Annotated in this window: 20 protein-coding genes; 18 read left to right on the forward strand and 2 right to left on the reverse strand. The window is 34.9% G+C overall.

Annotated features, from left to right (window positions below):
* The first annotated feature begins 57 nt into the window (after positions 1 to 57).
* Positions 58 to 1,383, forward strand: coding sequence for an IS4 family transposase (locus AAGD66_RS03625; protein ID WP_264339118.1), 1,326 nt, complete (start codon positions 58 to 60; stop codon positions 1,381 to 1,383).
* 123 nt (positions 1,384 to 1,506) lie between these two features.
* Here AAGD66_RS03625 and AAGD66_RS03630 read toward each other — a convergent pair whose 3' ends face one another.
* Entirely contained in the window at positions 1,507 to 2,832 is a 1,326-nt protein-coding gene (locus AAGD66_RS03630; RefSeq protein ID WP_264339118.1) for an IS4 family transposase, read from the reverse strand.
* Between the two features lie 87 nt (positions 2,833 to 2,919).
* Between AAGD66_RS03630 and AAGD66_RS03635 the strand changes: the two genes are divergently transcribed.
* Positions 2,920 to 3,144: a transposase gene (locus AAGD66_RS03635; protein ID WP_341814409.1), complete on the forward strand. Its 225-nt coding sequence runs from the start codon at positions 2,920 to 2,922 to the stop codon at positions 3,142 to 3,144.
* Positions 3,107 to 3,565 carry an IS5 family transposase gene (locus tag AAGD66_RS03640; RefSeq protein ID WP_341814410.1) on the forward strand — a complete coding sequence of 153 codons (459 nt, stop codon included), beginning with the start codon at positions 3,107 to 3,109 and terminating at the stop codon, positions 3,563 to 3,565. Before AAGD66_RS03635 ends, AAGD66_RS03640 begins: the two co-directional genes overlap by 38 nt.
* 156 nt (positions 3,566 to 3,721) lie before the next feature.
* Here AAGD66_RS03640 and AAGD66_RS03645 read toward each other — a convergent pair whose 3' ends face one another.
* On the reverse strand, positions 3,722 to 4,174 hold the full coding sequence (locus AAGD66_RS03645) for a crossover junction endodeoxyribonuclease RuvC (RefSeq protein ID WP_226079873.1): 453 nt from the start codon (positions 4,172 to 4,174) through the stop codon (positions 3,722 to 3,724).
* Between the two features lie 582 nt (positions 4,175 to 4,756).
* On the opposite strand from AAGD66_RS03645, the gene AAGD66_RS03650 reads away from it, so the two are divergent.
* The 15 genes from AAGD66_RS03650 (at position 4,757) to AAGD66_RS03720 (ending at position 18,899) form a co-directional block, all read left to right on the forward strand.
* Positions 4,757 to 5,251 carry a sigma-70 family RNA polymerase sigma factor gene (locus AAGD66_RS03650; RefSeq protein WP_265024616.1) on the forward strand — a complete coding sequence of 165 codons (495 nt, stop codon included), beginning with the start codon at positions 4,757 to 4,759 and terminating at the stop codon, positions 5,249 to 5,251.
* Between the two features lie 94 nt (positions 5,252 to 5,345).
* Positions 5,346 to 6,167: an ATP-binding protein gene (locus AAGD66_RS03655; RefSeq protein ID WP_265024615.1), complete on the forward strand. Its 822-nt coding sequence runs from the start codon at positions 5,346 to 5,348 to the stop codon at positions 6,165 to 6,167.
* Between the two features lie 11 nt (positions 6,168 to 6,178).
* The gene (locus AAGD66_RS03660) at positions 6,179 to 6,967 is read left to right on the forward strand and encodes a helicase RepA family protein (RefSeq protein ID WP_265024614.1); all 789 of its coding nucleotides are present in this window, start codon (positions 6,179 to 6,181) and stop codon (positions 6,965 to 6,967) included.
* 37 nt (positions 6,968 to 7,004) lie between these two features.
* Positions 7,005 to 7,505 carry a hypothetical protein gene (locus AAGD66_RS03665; protein WP_182364992.1) on the forward strand — a complete coding sequence of 167 codons (501 nt, stop codon included), beginning with the start codon at positions 7,005 to 7,007 and terminating at the stop codon, positions 7,503 to 7,505.
* Positions 7,490 to 8,740: an AAA family ATPase gene (locus AAGD66_RS03670; RefSeq protein WP_341814411.1), complete on the forward strand. Its 1,251-nt coding sequence runs from the start codon at positions 7,490 to 7,492 to the stop codon at positions 8,738 to 8,740. The genes AAGD66_RS03665 and AAGD66_RS03670 overlap by 16 nt, the downstream gene beginning before the upstream one ends.
* Before the next feature lie 17 nt (positions 8,741 to 8,757).
* The gene (locus AAGD66_RS03675) at positions 8,758 to 10,806 is read left to right on the forward strand and encodes an AAA family ATPase (RefSeq protein WP_341814412.1); all 2,049 of its coding nucleotides are present in this window, start codon (positions 8,758 to 8,760) and stop codon (positions 10,804 to 10,806) included.
* A 90-nt stretch (positions 10,807 to 10,896) separates the two neighbouring features.
* Positions 10,897 to 11,580 (forward strand): hypothetical protein, encoded by a 684-nt coding sequence (locus AAGD66_RS03680; protein ID WP_208571553.1) that lies wholly within the window; start codon positions 10,897 to 10,899, stop codon positions 11,578 to 11,580.
* A gap of 16 nt (positions 11,581 to 11,596) precedes the next feature.
* Positions 11,597 to 13,525 (forward strand): DUF4815 domain-containing protein, encoded by a 1,929-nt coding sequence (locus AAGD66_RS03685; RefSeq protein WP_341814413.1) that lies wholly within the window; start codon positions 11,597 to 11,599, stop codon positions 13,523 to 13,525.
* Positions 13,526 to 13,536: 11 nt separating this feature from the next.
* Positions 13,537 to 14,724, forward strand: coding sequence for a hypothetical protein (locus AAGD66_RS03690; RefSeq protein WP_265024610.1), 1,188 nt, complete (start codon positions 13,537 to 13,539; stop codon positions 14,722 to 14,724).
* A 4-nt stretch (positions 14,725 to 14,728) separates the two neighbouring features.
* Complete coding sequence (locus AAGD66_RS03695; RefSeq protein ID WP_015589010.1) at positions 14,729 to 14,923, forward strand: hypothetical protein; 195 nt, start codon at positions 14,729 to 14,731, stop codon at positions 14,921 to 14,923.
* On the forward strand, positions 14,920 to 16,341 hold the full coding sequence (locus AAGD66_RS03700; protein ID WP_341814414.1) for a hypothetical protein: 1,422 nt from the start codon (positions 14,920 to 14,922) through the stop codon (positions 16,339 to 16,341). Before AAGD66_RS03695 ends, AAGD66_RS03700 begins: the two co-directional genes overlap by 4 nt.
* A 10-nt stretch (positions 16,342 to 16,351) precedes the next feature.
* The gene (locus tag AAGD66_RS03705) at positions 16,352 to 16,912 is read left to right on the forward strand and encodes a hypothetical protein (protein ID WP_019236467.1); all 561 of its coding nucleotides are present in this window, start codon (positions 16,352 to 16,354) and stop codon (positions 16,910 to 16,912) included.
* Positions 16,905 to 18,092: a phage tail sheath subtilisin-like domain-containing protein gene (locus tag AAGD66_RS03710; protein ID WP_341814415.1), complete on the forward strand. Its 1,188-nt coding sequence runs from the start codon at positions 16,905 to 16,907 to the stop codon at positions 18,090 to 18,092. The genes AAGD66_RS03705 and AAGD66_RS03710 overlap by 8 nt, the downstream gene beginning before the upstream one ends.
* An 11-nt stretch (positions 18,093 to 18,103) precedes the next feature.
* The gene (locus tag AAGD66_RS03715) at positions 18,104 to 18,610 is read left to right on the forward strand and encodes a phage major tail tube protein (RefSeq protein ID WP_264706158.1); all 507 of its coding nucleotides are present in this window, start codon (positions 18,104 to 18,106) and stop codon (positions 18,608 to 18,610) included.
* 34 nt (positions 18,611 to 18,644) lie between these two features.
* Positions 18,645 to 18,899, forward strand: coding sequence for a phage tail assembly protein (locus tag AAGD66_RS03720; RefSeq protein ID WP_341814416.1), 255 nt, complete (start codon positions 18,645 to 18,647; stop codon positions 18,897 to 18,899).
* Positions 18,900 to 18,940 lie beyond the last annotated feature (41 nt).

Consider the following 18,940-nt stretch of genomic DNA (forward strand, 5'->3'; position numbering starts at 1 on the left):
AAGAGATAGAATAATAAGGTATAAGTTCTCCCAGATATACTTTTAGTGAGAGAACCAATGAATAAAATAACTTGCTTATCAAAAAAGCTCAAAGAATTTTTTAATGAAAAAGCAGAGAAAATCTCAATTACAACAAGGTTTATAAAAAGAAAGAGAAAGCTAAAAGGTTCATCATTCGTAAAAGCCATGGTCTTGGGTAATATAGGAGTTGATAATTGTAGCGTAGAAACAATGTGTCAATTACTAAACGAGGACTCGATAGATATAACAAAACAAGGTTTGGATTTTAGATTTACTGAAGAAGCAGTGGAATTTATGAAAAGGATGTATAATGAATCTGTGATTCTCTTTAAAAATATCTTGCAAGTTGATTGCAAAATCTTACAGCAATTTAATAGTGTTAAATTATTGGACAGTAGCTATATTACTCTACCTAACAGTATGGAAGAGATGTATAAAGGTTATGGTACTAGCTACAGTGGCTATGAAAGCAATACTAAGTCTGGAATAAAGTTACAATTAGTTTTCGACTACATGAATCAGATAATAGACCAACTTAATTTAACGGAGGGGGTAAGATCAGACCAGGGATATAGGAAACATTTAAGTAATATATTAAGCAATGATTTGCTAATATCTGATCTCGGTTATTTTGTGCCAAGTTCTTTTAAACAAATCAATGAAATAGGAGCTTATTTCATAAGTCGTTATAAATCCGATACCAACATATATGATGTAGAAACAAATCAAAAAATGGAGTTATTAGAATGTTTAGAGGATAAGTTATTTTTAGAAAACGAGGTATTGTTAGGAAAAGAAGCAAAAATTAGAGTAAGAATTATATGTCAGAAACTAACTGAAGAACAGTCTATGGCCAGAAGAAGGAAAGCTAATAGATTAGCAAGATCGCAGGGATATACATCCTCTAAAAGAAATCAAAAATTGTTGAACTGGTCAATATTTATAACTAATGTTCCAGAAAATAAAATTAGTGCTGAGCAAGTATTAACGATTTACAGAGTAAGGTGGCAAATTGAGTTATTATTTAAATTGTATAAAAGCCATATCAGGCTTGATAAGCTAAAAGGAAAGCCATGCAGAGTATTATGTGAACTATATGCTAAATTGTGCGCAATTCTTATATTTCACGGCATAGTTGGTTGCACAGAAGTGAAAAAGAATACAGAACTTAGCTTAACAAAGGCATTTATTGAGCTAAAAAGGCGGGTTAGAGAGTTATTTTTAGTATTAACCAAAATTAATAGTTTAAAAGCATTTCTTAAAAAACTCACTATAACTTGGTCGCGATTTTCATTAAAAGACAAACGTAGAAGGGCTAGAGTATCCACTTTAACCTCTCTAAATTTGCTCACAATCTCTTAACTTGACGCGTATGGAATAAAAAACAGTCTGCCAGGTAAGGAAGGAGATAGAGGAAGAAGCGCAAAAGATAACAGGAGATTCGTAGCTGCAATAATGTGGATAGGTAGAACCATACGCGTCAAGTTAAGAGATTGTGAGCAAATTTAGAGAGGTTAAAGTGGATACTCTAGCCCTTCTACGTTTGTCTTTTAATGAAAATCGCGACCAAGTTATAGTGAGTTTTTTAAGAAATGCTTTTAAACTATTAATTTTGGTTAATACTAAAAATAACTCTCTAACCCGCCTTTTTAGCTCAATAAATGCCTTTGTTAAGCTAAGTTCTGTATTCTTTTTCACTTCTGTGCAACCAACTATGCCGTGAAATATAAGAATTGCGCACAATTTAGCATATAGTTCACATAATACTCTGCATGGCTTTCCTTTTAGCTTATCAAGCCTGATATGGCTTTTATACAATTTAAATAATAACTCAATTTGCCACCTTACTCTGTAAATCGTTAATACTTGCTCAGCACTAATTTTATTTTCTGGAACATTAGTTATAAATATTGACCAGTTCAACAATTTTTGATTTCTTTTAGAGGATGTATATCCCTGCGATCTTGCTAATCTATTAGCTTTCCTTCTTCTGGCCATAGACTGTTCTTCAGTTAGTTTCTGACATATAATTCTTACTCTAATTTTTGCTTCTTTTCCTAACAATACCTCGTTTTCTAAAAATAACTTATCCTCTAAACATTCTAATAACTCCATTTTTTGATTTGTTTCTACATCATATATGTTGGTATCGGATTTATAACGACTTATGAAATAAGCTCCTATTTCATTGATTTGTTTAAAAGAACTTGGCACAAAATAACCGAGATCAGATATTAGCAAATCATTGCTTAATATATTACTTAAATGTTTCCTATATCCCTGGTCTGATCTTACCCCCTCCGTTAAATTAAGTTGGTCTATTATCTGATTCATGTAGTCGAAAACTAATTGTAACTTTATTCCAGACTTAGTATTGCTTTCATAGCCACTGTAGCTAGTACCATAACCTTTATACATCTCTTCCATACTGTTAGGTAGAGTAATATAGCTACTGTCCAATAATTTAACACTATTAAATTGCTGTAAGATTTTGCAATCAACTTGCAAGATATTTTTAAAGAGAATCACAGATTCATTATACATCCTTTTCATAAATTCCACTGCTTCTTCAGTAAATCTAAAATCCAAACCTTGTTTTGTTATATCTATCGAGTCCTCGTTTAGTAATTGACACATTGTTTCTACGCTACAATTATCAACTCCTATATTACCCAAGACCATGGCTTTTACGAATGATGAACCTTTTAGCTTTCTCTTTCTTTTTATAAACCTTGTTGTAATTGAGATTTTCTCTGCTTTTTCATTAAAAAATTCTTTGAGCTTTTTTGATAAGCAAGTTATTTTATTCATTGGTTCTCTCACTAAAAGTATATCTGGGAGAACTTATACCTTATTATTCTATCTCTTTCATACCTTTATTTCCTTAACTTGACGCGTATGATAGGTAGAACAGGAGCAACATGGAGAGCATTGCCGGCTGAGTATGGAAAATGGTCAAGTGTACATAAACGTTTTATAAGGTGGGCAAAATCTGGTGTTTGGCAGATGATTTTCAACACATTAGCTGTTAATGGAGACACAGAGTGGCTCATGATAGACTCAACAATAATCAGGGCACATCAACATGCTGCTGGTGCAAGAAAAAAATGTGGAAACTGGTAGACAAGAACAAGAGCTGGGACGGTGCAAAGGAGGATTTTCAAGCAAATTACACGCTGCTTGTGATGCTTTGGGCAACCCACTGAGATTCTTTGTTACTGCAGGGCAAAGATCGGATTACGTAAAAGCTTTAGACCTGATAGAAGGCAAGAACATGGAGGCACTTATTGCCGATAAAGGGTATGACGCAAATTATATGATTGAGGCTGCAGAAGCTGTAAATGCTGAGCCAGTAATCCCACCGCGTTCCAACAGAAAAACACCAAGAGAATATGACAAAGAATTGTATAAAGAGAGAAACTTAATCGAAAGGATGTTCAACAAAATCAAGCACTTCCGCAGAGTTGCTACACGCTACGACAAATTGGCCATAGCTTTTCTGTCTTTTGTTCACATTGCTGGCATTTATCTTTGGTTAAAATAAATGTCGACACTGCCTAGGTTTCGAGTAGGATAGTAGTGGATTGCTAAATTCATATCTTAATAATTAAAAAGTTAATATTCAAAATATATCTGACGCTAGAGAAGGCCTGGGGTCGAACCCACCAAACCCTCCATTATGGCCGAAAGGACCCACTTTTTATGGATTTTTCGTCTTATTAATATCTTTACTAATATAGAACATTAATGCCAAAGCATCGGCCTCATTATCATCTCTAGGTGAAAAACTTTTTTCACGTATCGCTTCAATAACTTCACTCTTACTTGCATTGCCTTTGCCTGTTATAAAGCGTTTTATAGTTTTAACATTAACACCTTGGTAGGGAATATTGTTCTCTTCACACCAAGCAGACAGAACTGCGAGAAAACCGCCATAGCAATGCGCTGCATCAGTTCCTAGATGTCTTCTTACTTCCTCAAAATACACTGCAGTGAACTCATGTTTCAAAGAATTAAGCCAATTGTGAAAACTTAAAAAACACATTCCACCTCCACTGAAACGGCTACCATGAAAGCTTTTGCTTCCACTTTCAATTACTCCATCTGTTAGAATTGCCCAGCCCGTTTGTTTGCCGAGATCTAGTGTTAAGATTGACGTACAAAAACTCCTTTGTGTAATTAAAGTTCAATGCCCTGTATAATATATATGTACGATGACTCGCAAATTCGTCCGCAATTTTGAAAAAAAATTAAAAAAAATTTCATATCCTGCCATTTGAGTTTTTACTTATCTTAATAACTATTTTACATAACTTATATTACGCCAATATTTATATTATTATATTATCATATATTATATTTTACCTGTATTTAAATATATATATAATATATATAAGACTTCAGTAATCCATAAATCCTCTTCACTGGCCGATTTTAGCCACTTAACTTTAGAAACGGCTTTTAGGAATAGAACATAAAAAAGACAATATTATCAATAACTTAACGATTACTGCTTTCTGAAATACTAATTAGTAATTCAGAAATTAGGTACGAAATTGGTAGTTTTTTACCTATGAAAAAGTAGCTTCAGTAGTGTATCAAAACGTTTAAATCTTATTTTAATTTTTAAAGATTTTATTCTTTTAGATAAAAAAATTATTACTACTTTTTTATAATAAATTAGTCATACAAAGTCTTGGTAAAAATCTCTATTCATGAAACTTTTGGAGTTTTTATGAAGAATTCTTATCAAGGAATCGATTCTACAATTGTTAAACATGTGAGATTTCAAGCTTCGCGCATTAAATCCAAAAGCTGTTTTATTAACGAAAGTCTCGAAGATATAGAACAAGAGCTTTTTTGTCAGGTTTGGCAATATCTTAACCGGCACGATGAGAAAAGAAGTAGTTTTAGTACTTTCGTTGCTAGATTAGCTAATTATTGTGCTCGCAATATGTTACGCAATCAGTTATGTCTAAAACGTAATATAACTTTTGATGATATAAACGACGATATTCCAGATCATAGGAACTCGGAAATCGAAGCGATAATTCGCACTGATATAAATAATATAATTTCAACTTTGTCTGAAAAAGATAGTAATTTATGTCAATTACTTAAGGTATTTACTATTACTGAAGTTTCTGTAATAACCAAAATACCAAAGACAACTATCTATCGCACACTAGAACGAATACGCGATAAATTCTCAGTTTTAGAGAAGTTATAAGCTCTCGATTATATTTGCTCAAAATTTTTTTTTTGCAAATTGCGGACGAATTGCCTAGGTCATCGTACATATATATTTAGGTACTGGGAGAAAAATGAAAATAATGAACAGCAATGAACGGCTAAAAGTTCAAACAGGTATAAAAATGGTCATCTTTGGTCCTTATGGTATAGGTAAAACTAGTCTCTTAAAGACCATAAATGAACCAACACTTTGTCTTGATTTTGAGGCAGGTTTACTTGCTGTTCAAGATTGGCAAGGGGATTCTGTAAGTATTCGTACTTGGAATGAGGCAAGAGATATTGCATGTCTCATAGGTGGTCCTAATCCTGCGTTAAAATCTGACTCAGCGTATAGCCAAAGACACTATGAGCATGTATCCAGTAAATACAAAGAGCTTTCTTCAGAGTTTCTCAAGTATCGATGTGTTTTTATCGATAGTATTACAGTAGCCTCTCGTTTATGTCTATTATGGGCAAAAATGCAACCTGAAGCTTTTTCTGAAAGATCAGGAAAACAAGATATGAGAGCTGCTTACGGGTTACTTGCTCAAGAGATGATGGCTTGGCTCAATCAGTTTCAACATATTCCAAATAAAGACATCATTACAGTTGGAACTCTTGGGCAATACCTTGATGATTTCAATCGCTCAACTTGGCTACCTCAATGTGAAGGAGCTAAAACTGCAAGTGAAATTCCTGGGATAGTTGACGAAGTAATCAGTATGGTTGGAATCAAGAAAGATGATGGTACAGAGGTTCGTTCATTTGTCTGTCAGACAATTAATTCTTGGGGATATCCTGCTAAAGATCGAAGTGGATGCCTGAATATGGTTGAAGAACCGCATCTAGGAAAACTTCTTACAAAGATTAAAACCAAAGCTTTTGCAATTCAACCTATCACGCACAACATATAGGAGGTTATTATATGCTACAAAACTTTTTAACTATTGGTCAAAAAATTCCTTTTTTCAGTGTGAAAGAATACTTGGATGATCAATCGCCAATACCAGAAGATATAATCTCACCAAGAATTTTAACAAAAAGAGGCTTATTGGTACTGGGTGGCCCACCTAAAATCGGCAAGAGTGACTTTTTGATCTCTTGGCTTGTCCACATGGCCGCTGGTAGATCATTTCTCGGTATGACACCAAGTAGAACTTTGAAAATTTTCTACATGCAAACTGAAATTGAATATGAATATATGAAAGAACGTTTGCAACAACTTGATAATGAACTTTTGAATGTAGCTGCTAACAACTTAATCATTACGCCAAAAGTGCACTTATCATTTAATCATGATGAAATAAGTGAAATCAAGGAAATTGTGAATGAACGCTTTAAACCTGATGTTTTGGCCATAGATCCATTACGTAACATCTTTAGCAGTGAATATGGAAATGAAAATGACAATAGTGCTATGCTGTTTTTTCTGCAAAAGACTCTTGAAAAGCTACGCAGTGCTATCAATCCAGATGCTTGTATTGTACTTACTCATCATACAAAAAAATTATCAAAAAAGATGCTCGAAGAAGATCCATTTCAAGGCCTAAGTGGTGCTGGATCTTTACGTGGATTTTACAGTACTGGTATGGTGATGTTTGCTCATGATGAAGAAAGTAGTGCACGCCAGATAGTATTTGAGCTTCGCAATGGTGAACGCGTGCAAAATAAACTTGTCGATAAGATAAATGGTCATTGGCAGCTAATGGAATAGCTAATTTTCACTTTAAAATCAACTTATAGGAGAGCGTATGCTACAAGATTTTTTAACTGATTTTAATAATGCAAAACTGCAGAGCAGTTTAATACCGAAAGGTACAATAGTCAAGGTAAAAATGGCAATAAAGCCTGGAGGTTATGAAAATTGGTTCACTAAAAACTACACTACTGGCAGCATCTATTTAAACACTGAATTTACTGTCACTGAAGGTCCATATGCAAAACGCAAGATTTTTCAGATTATAGGTATCAAAAATGGCAAAGCAGAAGGTGAAGAAGACATCTGGGGAGAATCTGGACGTTCGATGCTGCGTAGTATTTTGGAATCATCCAGAAATATTCATGCAAATGACACTTCAGAGAAAGCAGTTACTGCTAGAAAAATCAACTCTATAGCTGATTTCAACGATTTAGAGTTTACAGCGAAAGTAGGCGTTGAAACTAATAATACGTACGGAGATAGAAATAGGATTACTACAGTTATTACTCCAGAATTACAAAAAAGTTTTCAAGATGATTGGTTGCCATTTTGAAGTATGACGAAGGAAAGTTGTGGGCTGCTGTTATTACTAGAGCTATTCAGGATGCAGCAGGAAAAAACCCTAAACTTAAAAAAGAGGCTTGTCAATGGATTCGCTCACGATCTTTTGAAACTGTTTGTGAGCTGGCTAATCTTGACTTTAAACGTCTAAAAAATATGTTGAACAAATTTGGAATAAACAAGGAGAATTTTATGGATTTTTCATCTAAAAATGCTTTAAAAATAAAATCATTATTAATTAATAATATCAAAGATTGTTTATCTTATTTGTTACCTGAAGGCAAATCTTACCAAAATAAATTCTATATTGGCAGTAGAAATGGAAATAAGATAATAGTTGAAATGGAAGGAGAAAATGCAGGAAATTGGTACAACCTGATCGAAGAAAAGAAAGGAAATATAATAGACCTTTGGACTTTAGTTAAAGGTAATATAGATTCTGCTGAAACATGGTTGAACAGTAAAGATGAAAGAAGTTCCATATTACAAGAAAAACAAAACGAAGGAAAAGCATTTTCTGTAAACCATTACTTAAATGACAAATCACCAATGCCACAAGATATAATAGGCCCAAGAATTTTGACACCAGGTGGTCTTTTGGTCATAGGTGGTACTCCAAAGATTGGCAAAAGTCATTTTCTTCTTTCTCTATTAGTACATCTGGCAGCAGGAAGATCATTTCTTGGCATGAAGCCTACAAGACCGCTAAAAATATTCTATCTACAAAACGAAATGGAATATGATTACATTAGAGAACGTATACAACAACTCAACAAACTTCCTCATTTAGCAACAGAAAACTTAGTTGTGACGAACAAGATGAATTTGACCTTAAATGAAGAAGGTATAGAAAAAATAAAAAATATGGTAGAGGAAAAGTTTGATTTAGTTGTGATTGATTCTCCTTATAATTCCGTTAACTATGGTCTGCAGCATGCAATAGAAAAACTACGTTCCAAGATTAATCCTATGGCTGGAATAATCATCACAAATCACACCAAAAAAGTACCTACCTCTATATTGGAAAAGAATCCATTTCAAGCTCTCGTTGGTGCTAACGCTTTAAGAAGTTTTTATACATCTGGAATAGTAATATTTCAACCCAATAAACGTACAAATATCTTGCAAGTAGTATATGAACTTAGAAACGGTAGATCTATACCAACAAAATTCATCAATAAGATTAATGGATGTTGGAAATCTGCTAACGTTATAGCTAGAACATAAAAATTCTTCAGGTAGGTATGGATATTTATTGTTCACAAAGAAATGGACATTATAAATTATTAGGGAAGAAAGAACAGTTAAGAACTCAACTCCTATCAAATATAAGGTCATGTCTTTCTTATTTACTGCCAAGAGGAACTTTTCGTGGTGATAAGTTCTATGTAGGTGATCTACAAGGCAATAAAGGACAAAGTATGATAGTGGAGTTAACTGGCAGTAAAGCCGGATTATGGCATGATTTTTCTACCGAAGAAGGAGGAGATATTTTTGATCTTTGGGCTGCTGTTACTGGAAAAAATCAATTTACTGATACGATAGAAGATATTGCTAAGTGGATTGGTTATTCGGAAAAAAATAACACTCTGGGGCAACCAACGGCATCATGGAACTATTACGATGAAAGTGATCAAGTGATTGTTACAGTTTATCGTTATAACACTGATTCAGGAAAAAGATATCTTCCTTTTGATGTAAAAAGGTCTAGTTTTACTCTACCAGAGACCAGGCCTTTATATAATATTCCAGGTATCGTGAAATCTGATAAGGTGATTTTAGTTGAAGGTGAAAAGTGTGCAGATGCTCTGATAGAGAAAGGTATGACTGCCACAACTGCAATGTTAGGAGCAAATGCACCAATAAAAAAAACAGACTGGTCACCACTTAAGGGTAAGCATGTTATTATTTGGCCAGACAATGATGAGCCAGGTAAACAATATGCTGAGAAAGTGGTGAAAAAGCTTACTTTTCTTGGTGTTTTATCACTTACTCTTCTTGAAATACCGGAGAATAAACCAAAAGGATGGGATTCAGCTGATGGTATAGAAGAAAAGATGAATATTCCTGAATTCATTGAAAATAACTCGAAAAAAATCATCGTTAAGCAATTTCTTAATATTCAAGAATGGAGTGTGGAACGTTTTATAGGTCCAGTACCAGAGCAAAAGTTTCTTGTTGAAGGGTTATTTCCTTTAGGAGTGACATCTATTCTAGCTGCAATGGGAGATACTGGTAAAGGTATGCTTCTGCTTGATTTAGCACTGAAAGTTGCGAGTAGAAAAGATCAGCCATGTGGTTTTGGTCCTTTAGTTACTGAACATGGATCTGTTGTAATATTCTCTGCAGAAGATGATATGAGTGAAATACATCGTCGTTTAGAGCGTCTTGACTCACAATGCGAGAGATTAAAATATAAGGATAGGCTCTTTATTGTACCATTACCAAATGTTAGTGGATCACTTACAATCATAAAGAGTGTTTCAGGTAAAGTTATAGAGACTTCTCCTGAATTTGAATCGATAACAAAACAACTTAATAAAATAAAAGACTTAAAATTAATCGTATTTGATCCACTTGCATCATTCGTGCATGCTGATTTAAATACTGACCCAGCCGTAGGCGATTATTTGATGTCTTTATTATCTGATTTAGCAGGTAGCACTGGAGCATCAATAATTACTGCTCATCATATGAGAAAGCCAAAAAGTGAAAAACCTATATCGACTGTTGAGCAAGCACGTGATGCCATTAGAGGTACATCTGCTCTTGTTAATGGTGTTAGGTGTTCATACGCTTTTTGGTCTGTGGAAGATACAGCTAAACCGACAATTTTTAAATCAATAGGAGAATCTGTAAGACAGAACGCATTATTTTATGGAGCAATTGTTAAAGCAAACGGTTTGGCTGATCGCACTTTACGCACTTATTTAAGAAATGAAGAAACAGGATTGTTAGAAGACATAACTGAAAGATTAAAAATAAAAAATATGAACGAAAAAGATTCAAAGCAGCATCTTATAACTGCAATTACACGAGCAGCAATTTCTGGACATCCATTTACCCATACAGGAAGTACAGGAGTGTATAAACAGCGGCATAGACTACCTGAGGAGTTTCACAGTATAGGAAGAGATAGAATGGAGCGTATAGTTCAAGAGCTGTTACAAGCACGGAAGTTGGTTAAGGGAATGGCTACTGGTTCAAAAGAAGATAAATGGCTTGACATTCCTAGCGGACCATTTGCTCGCGGTGTTGGAAAGTTTAGCTGTGGAGCTGAGCTATTCTCCTAAAAAATTTTTCTGATATAAAAAAATATTTTGATTTTTGCGGACGAATTTTGAAGTCATCGTACATATATAATATATGAGGCTTAATTAAAAATGTCAATTCTCACACAGTCAGGTAGAGCAGCAATAGCAGCAAGCATAAAAAAGCAATCTATCCATCTTGCTTGGGGAACAGGTGATTCAAGTTGGAAAAGTAGCCATAAAGTAGAAAAAACTTTCGTTAAGGGTGAAATAAAATTTGATCATCAACCTATTAAAGATGTGAAGGTTGTTACAGGGCAAACAACTTATCAGCCAAGTATTGACTATACAGTTAATGGCAGTACTGATGTAATAAAACGTACGGAAAATAGCTCTATTCCAGTAAGTGATAAAGTTACTGTAGAGTATAGTGAAAGCACACCACCAGAGCTGATAACTTCTGAAAAACTGCTCAATGAACTTGGCAGACGTACTGCAGACGAAGTGCTATTCTGCACAGGTGATGAAAACGGTGAACTTATAACTCCATCTGGAAGGTTTAGGCCCTCAAATGTACCAACTAATAATCTCTATCTCAAATTTACTTTCGATTTCACGGATGCAGCAAATCAAGTAATCAGAGAGCTAGGGGTTATGGTTGGTACTAAAATAAAAGAAGAATTACCTGAAGGACAGAGATATTTTGAACCTCAAGATATAGAAGAACATGGGATTTTATTGATTTTGGAACATACCGTACCACTTATCAGAACTGCTGCAACTCGGGAAACTTTTTCATTTGTTGTAACTTTTTGAATTTTTCTAGCATTAAATGACTTTAAACGCCTATTATAACCGCTTTAATCCTGACAAAGAATACGAAAAAAGCTTGTTTCTAGCAGGAAGAGGTCTACAGTCTGCAGAACTAAACGAGACTCAGGAGTATGCTCTCTCTAAGATTAAAGGCATAGGCGATGCAATATTTCGTGATGGTGATGTTATAACAGGAAGCAATTGTATTATAGATAGAGAAACTGGTAAAGTTACACTTGAGGGAGGAAAAATCTATCTGCGCGGTGCAGTTAGAAAAGTTGAAAAAGAAGAATTTATTATTCCACTTAATACTATAGTTCGCATAGGTGTTTATTATGTAGAATCTACCATCACAGAACTTGAGGATGAAAATCTTCGTGATCCTGCAGTTGGTGCACGTAATTATCAAGAAGTTGGAGCTGCAAGGCTTAAAGTTTCCACCATTTGGGGTTATCAAGCTCAAGGTTTTTTTTTACGTTTTTCTGAAGGAGAATTTTATCCAATTTATAACATTGAAAACGGAGTTCTTGTTCAGTATTCACCGCCACCACAAGCAAACATAGTAACTACTGCTCTTGCTCGTTATGACAAAGAAGCAAATGGTTCCTACGTCGTAAATGGTCTTGAAGTAATGTTCCTGCAAAAGGAAGAGGGAGAAGGAGGAAAAAAAATATTTGTGATTAATGAGGGCAAAGCTCATGTTGATGGCTATGAGATTGAACTTCCTCACAGTATTCGTGTTTCTTTTGATGAAGATCCGGATATAAAATCAGTTGAATCAGAACCACATACTTTTCAGCCAAATAGCCAAAGAGTAATGGAACTGAAGGTTAATGATTTTCCAATAAGTGAAATTAAAAAAGTAGATATAACTGTTCAGAAAACCATTACTGTTACTCATGGTTCATACTCTGGAGCTATTGATCCGATACCTGACTCTGCAGTACTTGAGATTATTCAAGTTAAACAAGGCAATGTTATTTATGAAAATAGTATAGATTACAAATTAAACGCAGGAAACGTTGATTGGTCATTACCAGGTAAAGAACCAGCTCCTGGAAGTAGTTATCAAATAACTTACCGCTGTCGTACTCATGTAAGCCCTGAAGATATAAGTGAACAGGGATGCAAAGTAAAAGGAGCAGTTGATAATAGCTTGGTTTTGATAGATTATACCTGGAAAATGCCCCGCTTTGATTTAATTACTATCGATAGCAAAGGGGTGGTAAGGAGAATAAAAGGAATTTCTCACCCTTGGCGACCATCGATGCCTAAAGCTCCTTCTGAACAGCTTTTGCTCTGCTACATTCATCAGACGTGGAAAAAAGGCGAAGGGGTAAAAATAGTGAATAATGCTATTCATGCTGTACCGATGAATGAGCTTGAAGCAATGAAAAAAGGAATAAATGATCTTTATGCGCTGGTTGCAGAGGAACGTCTACGCAATGATGCAAATTCAAGAGAACCTACTACCAAAAAAGGAGTATTTGTTGATTCGTTTTTTGACGATGATATGCGTGATCAAGGAATTTCACAATCTGCAGCAATAGTAAATAGGGAGCTGATATTGCCGATAAACGTAGAAATCATTGATATTGAAAGAGGTAGAGAACCTTATCTTTTACCTTATAAACTTGAACCGGTACTGGAGCAGCTTTTACAGACTAAAGGAGAAAAAGTTAATCCGTATCAAGCTTTTGATCCAGTTCCGGCACAAATTACTCTAAATAAAAATATAGACCACTGGACGGAGGTTACCACGAATTGGAAAAGTCCAGTAACTAGAGTATTTAATGTTAAAGAAACAACAGAGCTGCTGTCAAGTACTTCATATGAAACTGAATTTATGAGAGAAGCAGTACAGAATTTTGAAATTGAAGGTTTTGAGCCAGATGAAAAGCTTAAGGAAATAAAATTTGATGGCATTTCTATTATACCTATGGCATAGAGGAAAAAAAAGTGGAAAAAAGAGCTAACAACCAGGGAAAATTAAAGGGAAAGGTGAAAGTACCAGCAAACATTCCAGCAGGTACTAAATTAGTACAGTTTTATGGGGATAAAGGAAGCTATGGAGAGGCAACTTATACTGGTAAAAAAACTATTACTATAGAAGAAAGAAGAAGAGTGATCGCAGCAAGAAGAGTTGATCCTTTAGCGCAAACATTTACTTTAAATGAAAGTAGGCACATAGGAGGCGTGGAACTATGGTTTGTAAATAAAGGCAAAAAACGTGTTGTTGTGCAGATTAGAGAAACAGCAGTGGGAATGCCCTCGCAGACCGTCATTGCTGAAAGTTATATTGAGCCAAGAGATATAAAGGTGGATGGCACAGCAACACGTATTACTTGGTCACCAGTGTTTTGCCATGCAGGAGAGGAGTATGCAATAGTTTTACTTACCGATGATTCAGAGACAACAGTCAAAATAGCAGAACTTGGCAAATATGATGCAGTAAATAGCCGTTGGGTAACGAGTCAGCCATATCAAGTAGGAGTATTACTCTCATCTAGCAACGCAAGTACTTGGACTCCACATCAGAACTTAGATTTAACGCTTCGGCTTTTGGCTGCAAAATTTAGCGAAGTTTCTCACATTATTGATCTTGGCAAGGTTACTGCAAATAACGTATCAGATTTAATTGTTTTGACGAACGTCGAAAAAGTAGCATTTGATACCAATGTAGAATTTATTTTAACAGATGAAGAAGGAAAAGAAAATTTTTTGTCTGATAATTTGCCGCTCGCACTGCGTGAAAGAATAAATGGGGAATTAACGGTAAAAGCAAGCCTAAAAGGAGGGCGAGAAAAAAGTCCAGTTCTTTATCCTGGGTTACAGTTAGTTCTGGGTAATCTTTCAGAGTTCGGAGATTATGTTACAAGAAGCATTACAGCAGGAGCTAACACTAAGATTACCATAACATATGATGCGCTGATACCTGGCACTGCAGATGTTAAAGCATATGTACAAAAAAACGTGGATTGGCAATTAGTAAATTTAACATCAGGAAAACCAATTGGAGAAAATTTGGTAGAGAGAACTCATGTGCTATCAAATTTTAATGGTAATGATACAAGGATAAAATTGGTTTTAAGTGGAACGGTTGTCTATCGTCCAAAAGTCAAAAATCTACGAATCATTATCACTTAGCAGAATGTCAGATGATAAAACAAGTAGAGGATACTCTTTGCCTCATCCAGAAAACATTGCTGTGCAAGATGTTGTTCGTATCCGTACCACAATTAAGAAAATAGATGAAGATATTACCGAAAGAGAAGATGAGCATAATCAACTTAAGAGTAATTTTGAGCGGTTTAATTTTGAGACTTTTTTAAATTTTTGGAAATGAAAGAAGCAATATACCAAAGGATAAAGGATTTAGCAGCAAACAGCACACCTGATCAACTGGCATATCTTGCAAAATCGCTGGAATTGATAGCAGATAAAAAAGCTATTGCTGACATTGTGCAGATGACTGAGGTAAAAGAGATAATTGATGCACTACAAAAGAGGCTTAAGGATTTAGCAGCAAACAGTACACCAGATCAATTAGCATATCTTGCTAAAGCATTGGAATCAATAGTCGACAAAAGTGCAGTTTCTGAAATTGTACAGATGACTGATGGTAAGCTAAAAGAACTTCTTGATAGTGCAAAAAAACACTTAACTGATCTGGATAATAAAAAAGCTAGTTCTTTAGCAGTGATCTCTGAATCAGAGAAGCAGTTATTAAAGAGAATTGATGAAAAAGGAACAACAAATTTATCGCTACTTGATACGAGAAAGAATGCCAATATTGCAGCAATAAATAGCATTAGTAACAGTCATAAAGATGGTCTTAAAGGTTTAGTGAATAACTTCCGTACTGTTAATGATGTGCCAAGTGGCTCATCAATTATTAGGGAAATAGAAACTCGAATTGAAAACATCCTGAATGAGGTAAAAACTCGGGATGAACAGTTAAAAGCGTCTCTTATAAATGAAATAAGAAAGCGCAACATGGTTGAACCAGGGTCATTACCTTTCTTATTTGGTGTACTTGGCAGAAAAAATAATTATTTTGGCCACGGAACTTTTACGACAGAGCTTGGAAAGTGGAGTAGTGATATAACAAAAACTGACTATATGTTACAACTACTAGCAGGTAGCCATACGTACAATACAGATTACGTTAGTTTTTATCGGCCAAGACAACTAAGTTTTATAGAGGGAAGTAAAGGAACATTTATTTACGGAGAGTTATGCACAAAAAGTTTTTCGGGTAGTTATGATGAGATATACTATTACCCGTATGCTGCACTTGGAGTAGTATTTGTAAAAAATACAACCAATGTGAACATAAATAAGACAATGGAATTTGTTGGATCATCGTATTCGAGTACGGAGTATGGGGGAGCAGGATTATTTGTGGGAACTCCTGATAACACTAATTCTAATAAATCAAGTATTTCAAAAATAGTATGGAAAAATGTTTACCAATACACGAGTTCTGATAGCAAGTTAGCCGGATCTGGTAATGTGGAGATTCCAGCAGGAAAAACAGTTGCAATATTACTTTACACATCATCTTATCTGTATTCCAGAACACAAGTTAGTCAAGGTATGCTTGCATCAAATTATGTACACAACTATGGTCAATTTATTCAGTGGGGGATTTATAACATACGTAGCAATTTTCTCACCACAGGGCTTGAGGTAGATGTGGAAAGGACGCTCAGGGCTTGGCAATGTCCAGGGTTAGAACGAACTGATCAAATATGGCAATGAGGAGGAATTTGTGACTATTTATATACGTTTTGAAAACCACAAGCAGATTGAAACAACAACACTTGAAAACAAGCCAACTGGAAATGATTGGTATGAAGCACCAAAGAATTTTGACTGGCAAAAAAGTTATTGTTTAACAGAAGGAGAGAAAATTGTTGAAAGGAATAAGGAAGATATTGAGCTGGAATTATTGGAAAATGCGAAACTTTCTGCACTTGATAGTGTGCGTTTTTATTTTAATAACTATACTAACGAATACGCTGGAAATTCTCACCAAAAAGCTAAATCGTATCAAATACAAGAAAAAGCCGCAAAAAGCATTCTAGCAGCACCAGAGTCTATAAGTAAAAAGGATACAGAAATTATAGAACCATTAGCAAAAGTCCGTGGTATTACAGTTATTGAAATGGCAAGAATAATTGAAGAAAAAGCAAAAAAAGCAGTAAAAGAAATAATTAAATGTGAAGAGTTGGAAGACATTACCAAGAAGAAAATTGCAGAAGCCAAAAGTAAAAATGAGCTAGAGAACTTACTAAACGATTTTAAACAAAAGATACAAAGAAATGGCTGAAGAATTTTTACACGGAGTAAATGTTATTGAGGTAACCTCAGGAGCAAAGACAGTACGTACAGCTAAATCATCAGTGATAGGTGTAATTGGTACTGCACCTGAAGCTGATGAGCAAAAGTTTCCGCTAAATAAACCAGTGTTAATTGCAGGAAGCTTAAAAGAAGCAGCAAGACTTGGAAAGAGTGGCAGTTTACCTTCTGCAACAAACGGAATATTTTCCCAGATTGGTGCAACAGTAGTAGTTATTCGAGTTAAAGAAAGTGAAAACAGCGATTCAAAGCTCAAAGAAAGTGAAACTATCCAAAATATAATTGGCGGTGTTGATAAAGAGACTGGAGAGTATCAAGGGATAGAGGCATTCCTCAGTAGTGAAAGCATAGTTCATATTGCTCCAAGAATATTAATTGCACCTCAGTTTACTCATCAGTTACCTGAAATAGATGGAGTAAATCCAGTAGTGAGTGCTTTAATTTCCATAGCAGAAAAATTAAGAGCAATTATTGTTGCAGATGGACCAAATACTAATGATGAAGAAGCAATAAAATGGAGAAAAAGTGTAGGCAGCTCAAGAGTTTACGTAGTTGACCCTTGGGTTAAGGTATTTATTGAAGGAAAAGAAGGAACCTTGCCAGCAAGCCCATTTGTAGCTGGTTTAATAGCTAAAATAGACAGCGAACAAGGCTTCTGGCATTCACCTTCAAATAAAGAGATAAATGGTATTGTTGGCACAAGCAGGCCTATTGATTTTAGCTTAGGTTATGCAAATTGCAGAGCAAACCACTTAAATGAAAATGAAGTAACAACGATAATTCATCAAAACGGCTATAGGCTTTGGGGAAATAGAACATGTTCAAATGACTCAAAATGGGCTTTTCTGTCAGTGAGAAGGACTGCAGATTTAATCAATGATAGTCTACTTCGAGCTCATTTATGGGCAGTTGATCGCAATATCACCAAAACTTATATAGATGATGTGATTGAGGGGGTGAATTCTTATTTGGCCAATTTAAAAGTACAAGGAGCGATTATTAGCGGAAAATGTTATGCAACTCCAGAGCTCAATACACCAACAAATATTGCAAGCGGGAAAGTATATTTTGATTTCGAATTTACACTACCATATCCGGCTGAGCAAATAACATTCAAATCTCATCTCGTAAATAATAGTGTAATAAGTTAGGAGAAAGCAAAGTGTTACCGAAAATACTGAGAAATTTTAACGTATTTGTTGATGGCCGGGGTTATGCAGGAAAAATAGATGAAATAACCTTGCCGAAGCTTACCATAAAAACCGAAGAGTACAGAGCTGGTGGTATGGATATTCCAATAAATATTGATATGGGCATGGAAAAGCTTGAAGCAGATTTCACTTTTTCTGAATACGATACAGAACTCTTTAGGCTATTTGGTCTAATAAATGGGAATTCAGTTTCTTTGACACTCAGAGGTGGAATGCAAGGGAGTGGTAGTAATGATATTGAAGCAGTAATAATCAATTTAAGAGGCATTTTTAAAGAGTTTGATTTTGGTAACTGGAAACCTGCTGAAAAAGCAACGCTGAAGTGTACTGTAGCTGCTCATTACTATAAACTTACTATAGGTGGTAATGAGTTAATAGAAATCGATGCTGAAAATATGATTAGAAAGATAAATGGTGTGGATCAGATGGCTTTGCTACAAACGGTTTTAGGCATATGAAAAGATTTCGAAATTTTATTTTAAGGAGGCAATAATGCACACTATAACACTAAACAACCCAATTACAGTTGATGGAATTTCTGTCTCAGAGTTATCGATGCGTGAACCTAAAGTAAGAGATTTACTTGCTATAGAACGCATAGAAGGCGAAGCTTTGAAAGAGGTAGCTTTAATTGCTAATCTAGCATCTGTGCCAAAAGAAGTAGTTGAAGATTTATGTATTAAAGATTATGTAGAAATACAAAAGGTACTAAAAGATTTTTTGTCGCAGCTGGAACAGAGAACTTAAAGTATAATGTATTACTACTCAGTTCTATTTCAGGAAGTGGA

This window comes from Wolbachia endosymbiont (group A) of Dendrolimus pini, assembly GCF_964026835.1.
GTDB classification, from domain to species: Bacteria; Pseudomonadota; Alphaproteobacteria; order Rickettsiales; family Anaplasmataceae; genus Wolbachia; species Wolbachia pipientis.

Bases quoted from the DNA above. Each gene is read 5' to 3' on its own strand.
- AAGD66_RS03630 (WP_264339118.1), bottom strand. From the start codon at position 2,832: ATGAATAAAATAACTTGCTTATCAAAAAAGCTCAAAGAATTTTTTAAT.
- AAGD66_RS03710 (WP_341814415.1), top strand. From the start codon at position 16,905: ATGGCTGAAGAATTTTTACACGGAGTAAATGTTATTGAGGTAACCTCA.
- AAGD66_RS03720 (WP_341814416.1), top strand. From the start codon at position 18,645: ATGCACACTATAACACTAAACAACCCAATTACAGTTGATGGAATTTCT.
- AAGD66_RS03675 (WP_341814412.1), top strand. From the start codon at position 8,758: ATGGATATTTATTGTTCACAAAGAAATGGACATTATAAATTATTAGGG.
- AAGD66_RS03625 (WP_264339118.1), top strand. From the start codon at position 58: ATGAATAAAATAACTTGCTTATCAAAAAAGCTCAAAGAATTTTTTAAT.
- AAGD66_RS03680 (WP_208571553.1), top strand. From the start codon at position 10,897: ATGTCAATTCTCACACAGTCAGGTAGAGCAGCAATAGCAGCAAGCATA.
- AAGD66_RS03635 (WP_341814409.1), top strand. From the start codon at position 2,920: ATGATAGGTAGAACAGGAGCAACATGGAGAGCATTGCCGGCTGAGTAT.
- AAGD66_RS03700 (WP_341814414.1), top strand. From the start codon at position 14,920: ATGAAAGAAGCAATATACCAAAGGATAAAGGATTTAGCAGCAAACAGC.
- AAGD66_RS03665 (WP_182364992.1), top strand. From the start codon at position 7,005: ATGCTACAAGATTTTTTAACTGATTTTAATAATGCAAAACTGCAGAGC.
- AAGD66_RS03695 (WP_015589010.1), top strand. From the start codon at position 14,729: ATGTCAGATGATAAAACAAGTAGAGGATACTCTTTGCCTCATCCAGAA.
- AAGD66_RS03640 (WP_341814410.1), top strand. From the start codon at position 3,107: ATGCTGCTGGTGCAAGAAAAAAATGTGGAAACTGGTAGACAAGAACAA.
- AAGD66_RS03685 (WP_341814413.1), top strand. From the start codon at position 11,597: ATGACTTTAAACGCCTATTATAACCGCTTTAATCCTGACAAAGAATAC.
- AAGD66_RS03650 (WP_265024616.1), top strand. From the start codon at position 4,757: ATGAAGAATTCTTATCAAGGAATCGATTCTACAATTGTTAAACATGTG.
- AAGD66_RS03660 (WP_265024614.1), top strand. From the start codon at position 6,179: ATGCTACAAAACTTTTTAACTATTGGTCAAAAAATTCCTTTTTTCAGT.
- AAGD66_RS03655 (WP_265024615.1), top strand. From the start codon at position 5,346: ATGAAAATAATGAACAGCAATGAACGGCTAAAAGTTCAAACAGGTATA.